The following is a 5,155-nucleotide window of genomic DNA, read 5'->3' as shown; positions in this document are numbered from 1 at the left end:
TGCAACCGGGCTGACGTAGCTGCTGCTCCGTCTCCCGAATAGCCCTCAGTGCCCGTACCCGCAACCGTACTGATGATATCGCTGCTTGAAGCATAGGCTATTGCAACCGGGCTGACGTAGCTGCTGCTCCGTCTCCCGAATAGCCCTCAGTGCCCGTACCCGCAACCGTACTGATGATATCGCTGCTTGAAGCATAGGCTGCTTGACCTCCCCAACCCGCAAAAAGTTCTGAACCTACACTCACAACTATCAAAAAGACAAGCAGGAGAGTCGTGACTCGTTTCAATTGTTTTTGCATACTCTTTCCACCTCATATTCGTATAGTCAATCACTATAAACCGCAAACTTCGACATCATTCATCCTAACATGGGATTCTGATCAAATTCTAACCACTCATAGAGCAACAAAAAAAAGCGGTTCACGCCATTGGAATATCCTTGGCGTGACCGCTGCGCAATCGTTGGTATAATTGAACTGTGGCTTCGAGTGGTTCAATACCCAACTCTTCTTTCAATAACCTTGTAAAATGTTCATAGTGATGGATCATTGACTGCCGGTCGCCCATCCGCGCATATCCCAACAAGATGGCTGCATGGATCTCGTCGTGAAACGGATGCAGCTTATGGGCATTTTGCAAGCAATTCATGGCCGACTCATACTTTTCTATGGAGTTGTAGAACTCCGCCATTCGATGCATGAAAGTGATATAGGTGTGTTTCAACGATTCCTCCGTTTCATATGCCCATATGTAACCTTCTTTTTCCATATAATTTCCTTTATATAATTTCGCTGCCCATTCACACTTGGAAATGTTGGTGGCATTCACCTCCATGGCGCCAGTAATTCGCTCAAACTCTTCCACATCGCACCACATGTCCATCAGCTCAAGCTTATAGCCATTATCCCTGTACTTCAGCTTTTCCTTGTAGCCCAGACTGTTCATCTTTTTCCTTATGTTATACACACATGTATGCAAAAATGCTGTGGCTTGTTCCTGTTTGGCTCCTGGCCACAGGTCTTCCAGAATGCTTCCCTTCGACACAAATCGGTTCCGTTTATGCACCAAATATGCCATCAACTCACGATCTTTAAGCCGCCTCCATTTCACCGCTTCCCCAGTATGCGCATCTAAAATAAATTCAAAGTGACTAAAGCAGTTGAAGCCTTCGTTTTTCTTCGTGTGTTCTACTTCGTTTAATTGTGTGTCATTATGAACTTCAATCTCACTTAACGAACTCCCTTCCTTCCGTCCTTCTTGATGCCTTACCTCCCTTTTCCGCAACAAACGTTCAACCGTCTTATTCAACCTGGCAGCCGTTGGAGGTTTCAACAAATAATCGACGGCACTCAGTTCGAAAGCTTCAATTGCATATTGATTATAGGCAGTAACAAATACAATATCGATATAAGGAGCAGCCTCCATCACATATTCTGCAACTTCGAGGCCGTTCATCCCTGGCATCTGGATATCGAGAAACACGACATCCGGATATTCCGTCTTCATCCTACCGACAGCATCTTCCGGTCGATTAAACTTCCCGACGATCTCTATGTTTCCGTTAGACTCGAGCAGTCTTTCCATTAGATCCAATACAGGCTCTTCGTCATCAACCAGAATTGCACGTAGCATGTAGTGTCACCTCATTGGAATTCTTATCGTTACTTTCGTCCCGCTTTCAGGCACACTCCTGATTTCCAGTCCCGAACCGTACGAGTTTCGCAATCGCCGTTCAATATTAATCAGTCCTACACCTCTAGAACCTTGCCGCTTTTCTCTCACAGCTGCCAAGAGTGCCTCTGGAATTCCTGGTCCATCATCTGTAACGATGATGACAACTTCTTCTTCCTCTGCTTTTATTGAAAGATGTATGGTTCCCCCATCCGGTTGAGACATGGCTCCGTGCCTTACTGCATTTTCTACAATCGGTTGAATGATAAGCGGTGGAATCTGATGATGGATACGGTGATCAACATCGAGGATGATTTGCAATTGTCCCCCAAACCGGGCCTTCTCGATCTTTAAATAAGACTCCACCAGTTCCAGTTCTTTATGAATGGAAACCAGTCTCTCCCGATTATGGAAATCGAAGCTTCCTCGTAAATACTCACTTAGATCGCCAAGAAGATCCCGCGCTTTGCCGATATCGCTATAACTGACTGATATAATCGTTGTAAAAGCATTAAACAAAAAGTGAGGCTTGATCTGTGCTTGCAGAAAAGCCATTTCGGAGCTGATCAACTCACTGACCGATGTTTTCATATTTAATAAAGTACGAATACGCGCTCTAAACTCTCCAGCTTCAACCGGTTTGCCAAGGAAATCGTTAACCCCGACTTCAAAGGCCGCCAACCTGTCCTCCGTTCGGTTTTTTGAGGTCAGCAGCAGCACGGGAAGCTCGGACAACGAATACCGTTCACGGATTCTGCGACACACTTCGTAGCCTGACATGCCAGGCATCATCAAATCCAGCACGGCCAAGTCGATCTGGTGATTACGTTCCAACGCTTCCAACGCCTTAGTGCCATCGGAAACAGCGATAACCGAGCAGTTGTCCGAAGACAAGAGAGTGGTCAGCACTTGTCGATTAACCCGATCATCATCCGCGACGAGAATGGTACATGCTCTTCCTCCGTTTGAAATCAAAGTCTCCCCTGACGAAACCTCCGCTCCTGCTGCCAACTCTATTAATCCCCGTGTCGATTCAACAATCGCACCATGCTCCACCGACTGACCGTTTACTCCGATTGCCACTGGGAGGGTAAAGGTAAATATCGATCCTTTACCCACTTCAGACGACACGCCAATCTTCCCACCATGAAGTTCAACCAGTCGCTTGGTGACGCTGAGACCTAATCCTGTTCCACCATATTCCACGGCAGTTGTTGTGCCCCCCTGATCGAACGACTCAAAGATCTCTTCCAGTTTATCCGGGGGAATTCCGATTCCTGTATCATGAACAGAAATTTCCAACCAGCCCTCCCTGTCTCTAGCTGTGATCCGGATCTCGCCCTCCGCCGTAAATTTGAGCGCATTACCGATCAGATTGTACATAATTTGCATAAGCCTGTCTTCGTCGGCAATCACGCGTGGAACATCGACGGACAATTCGTCAACAAACCGAACCTGCTTGTCCCCAGCCAGATGCCGGAACATCTCCAACACCACACTTACCAACGGTTGCAAACCCACCACGTTCGTCCTAAGCACAAGTTCTCCATTTTTCAATTTGGAAAAGTCCAGGATATCATTGATCAGATTGGTTAATCTCCGTGCAATGGATACGATTGTCACCATGTTTTCCTTCTCAACGTGATTTAATCGGTTCGATGCGCCTTCAAGCACGGACTGCGAGAGGTTGATAATACCATGAATCGGCGTCTTCAACTCGTGCGACGTATTGGCAAGAAACTCATCTTTCAATCGATCCATCGCAATCAATTTCTCCGACATCATCTCAATCGTCCTGAAAGCATGCGAAAACCGCCTTGCCAGCTCCGCTGCCTCGATAAAAATCAGTGCAAACATACCCCACTGAAATATGGGCTTGCCTATCCAATAATAGGTGTACGGATCTTGCAAGAGCAAAATATCATGCAGCATTGTGGCAATCAATATAACCGCCCCGGTAATTTGCAGCCTTGCGCCGCTTCGTTTTCTCCTTAAAGCTATAACAAGTCCGTATAGATAATACATACAGCTTATTAGAACAAAACAATGAAAGATATTCGTCCACTGCGTATACCGTTCAACCGGAAAAACAAGGATCGTCAGCATGAATCCGCAACCAATCCATACCATGGGTCTGATGATCTTTCGTGAAAACTCTTCGGGATAAAGCTCGCGAATAAACAACGTTGTTGTCGTGATTCCTCCGTAGTAGGTCATGTATTCGAGGAAAATAAGCAAGCGTATATGGATAGATGGGAACAAATGCAACAGGAAAATCTCTTTTAACGACAATATGCGTATAAGGACAATGAAACAAATAAGACCGAAATACAAGGCAGACCTATCTGTTCTCCGCAACATATAAATGACGATATGATACATGCCCATCATTAGCGTACTGCCCAAATGATCATTTCTATTGCAAATTCCTCTTTGTTCAAGCCAGCGATTTGTCCCTCCGTACCGAGTCTCAGCGCAAACCACATACCACCGCGGGCATACAAATAATTGGATACTTGCACAACGATATCAAATTCCTTGGCAGTCGGTTGAAACACGATCGTTTGCGGTAAATACGCAGCTACCGCCCGATCCTTGGTTTCCGCAACCTCACCATTCACGGCTACTGTCTTGCCATCAATGATAACCTTGTAAGCCGTGGACATAATTGGAATTTTCAACGCTAAGGAGGCAGCTTTGCCGTCCGTCTTCACCTTCACTCGGTACGTCCCATATCCGTTTCCCGGCAAGTGCTTGCCTTCCTTTTGGTAATGATTCCAAACATTCGGCACATCCACATACATGCCAGCTTCCAGAGTGTCCCCTCTATTGAAATCATCGGTTGTAAGAAGGCGCTCCCAATAAAAGCTCCATGCCCCTGCAAGTTTAATAACCCCATCCCTCTGGGGTTCCCACTCCGTCATATCCAATTCACCCTGTACGATCTTCGTTTCCTTTGTAAGCTGCTTCCCGTTTAATCCTGGCAGCAGAACCGTTCTGGACGCCGCAATTGCAAGAATAATAATAATGATGATTAATATACTATAACGTTTTTTCTTTTTAACCATCCTGCACATCCTCTTAGATGATTAACTCCTCTTACTCCTCAACCCCACATACAATTATATCAGAATCTTGCCCAAATCATTATAAAGAAAAAACCGCTAACCGATATATGTTTTGTTGTGTACATCTCAACCTCTTTTTTTTGTTGGGAGACAAATAAGTTTTGAAGTGCAAGAAGCCAGCAAACTCAAGGGGAGGCCACTGAAAAAGTTCCCCTAATGAAAAACAAAGGTACAGATATTCTCAATTTTTTTGAGGAGGCTGTACCTTTGTTTCTGTATAATTAAGGTATTAAACTTAGCGGGTGATTAGGATGATTAAAAACCAACAATCGATGATTTTAAGCCCATATATAGATATTTACAACTTGGTTGTTCCTAAGGATAACTTGCTGCGGCAAATTGAAGAACTTGTTGACT

At 45.2% G+C, this 5,155-nt stretch carries 4 protein-coding genes; all 4 read right to left on the bottom strand.

Features of this window, described 5'->3' with window-relative positions; translation table 11 throughout:
- Positions 1-97 precede the first annotated feature (97 nt).
- Positions 98-298, bottom strand: a complete 201-nt coding sequence (locus tag FU659_RS34360) for a hypothetical protein (protein WP_147951652.1) — start codon at positions 296-298, stop codon at positions 98-100.
- 121 nt (positions 299-419) lie between these two features.
- Positions 420-1,631: a response regulator gene (locus tag FU659_RS34355; RefSeq protein WP_147951651.1), complete on the bottom strand. Its 1,212-nt coding sequence runs from the start codon at positions 1,629-1,631 to the stop codon at positions 420-422.
- A gap of 6 nt (positions 1,632-1,637) precedes the next feature.
- A complete protein-coding gene (locus FU659_RS34350) occupies positions 1,638-4,076 on the bottom strand; it encodes a hybrid sensor histidine kinase/response regulator (RefSeq protein ID WP_187274610.1) in 2,439 nt (812 codons plus the stop codon).
- Positions 4,061-4,738, bottom strand: coding sequence for a hypothetical protein (locus tag FU659_RS34345; RefSeq protein WP_147951649.1), 678 nt, complete (start codon positions 4,736-4,738; stop codon positions 4,061-4,063). Before FU659_RS34345 ends, FU659_RS34350 begins: the two co-directional genes overlap by 16 nt.
- Positions 4,739-5,155 lie beyond the last annotated feature (417 nt).

Origin of the sequence: Paenibacillus sp. N3.4 (genome assembly GCF_008017805.1) — a bacterium.
Taxonomy (GTDB): domain Bacteria; phylum Bacillota; class Bacilli; order Paenibacillales; family NBRC-103111; genus Paenibacillus_E.
This window is presented reverse-complemented; position numbering and strand designations above follow the sequence as displayed.